This is a genomic window from Pseudomonas khavaziana (genome assembly GCF_019145205.1).
Taxonomy (GTDB): Bacteria; Pseudomonadota; Gammaproteobacteria; order Pseudomonadales; family Pseudomonadaceae; genus Aquipseudomonas; species Aquipseudomonas khavaziana.
This window is the reverse complement of the sequence record NZ_JAHSTT010000051.1, coordinates 1-532: the sequence shown is the minus strand read 5'-3', so window position 1 is coordinate 532 and position 532 is coordinate 1. Positions and strand designations below refer to the sequence as shown.

The 532-nt window shown below is 57.9% G+C and carries 1 protein-coding gene; it reads right to left on the bottom strand.

All coding sequences use genetic code 11. The annotated features are described in order from the left end of the window. A partial coding sequence (locus KVH01_RS29470) for a transposase (protein ID WP_217883802.1) occupies positions 1 to 532 on the bottom strand: 532 nt, incomplete at both ends.

The following is a 532-nucleotide window of genomic DNA, read 5'->3' as shown; positions in this document are numbered from 1 at the left end:
CACAATGTGTTGAACCAGACCTTGAGCTTCCATGAGCAGTTGGCAGGTCTGGTTATTGGCCTTTTTTACCTGCAACTCCCGAAGCGTCGCCTGCACCGCCGAGCGGTCAATGGATTCCCCTTCCTCGCCACGATCCGCCTCATCGAGCTGCGCCAAATAGCGTTCAATGCGCTTCTCGAGCGCCGCTTCCTGGTGTTTGAGCTTTTTCGGCGTCATGTGCTTTCGATTCGAAGCCACCGCCTGAAACTTGCTGCCATCGATGGCCACCAGCTCGCCAGCAATCAGGCCAGCGTGTCGGCAAAACTGAACAAAGGCGCGGCAGGTGGCGCTGAACGCCGCACTGTTGTCGCGGCGAAAATCAGCGATGGTTTTGAAGTCAGGGGCCAGTCGGCCCAACAGCCACATGACTTCAACGTTGCGCTGACACTCGGCCTCGAGTCGTCGCGACGAGCGAATACGCTGGAAATAGCCGTACAGATAGAGTTTGAGCAGATCGGCAGGATCGTACGAAGGGCGTCCCGTGGCCTTGGGT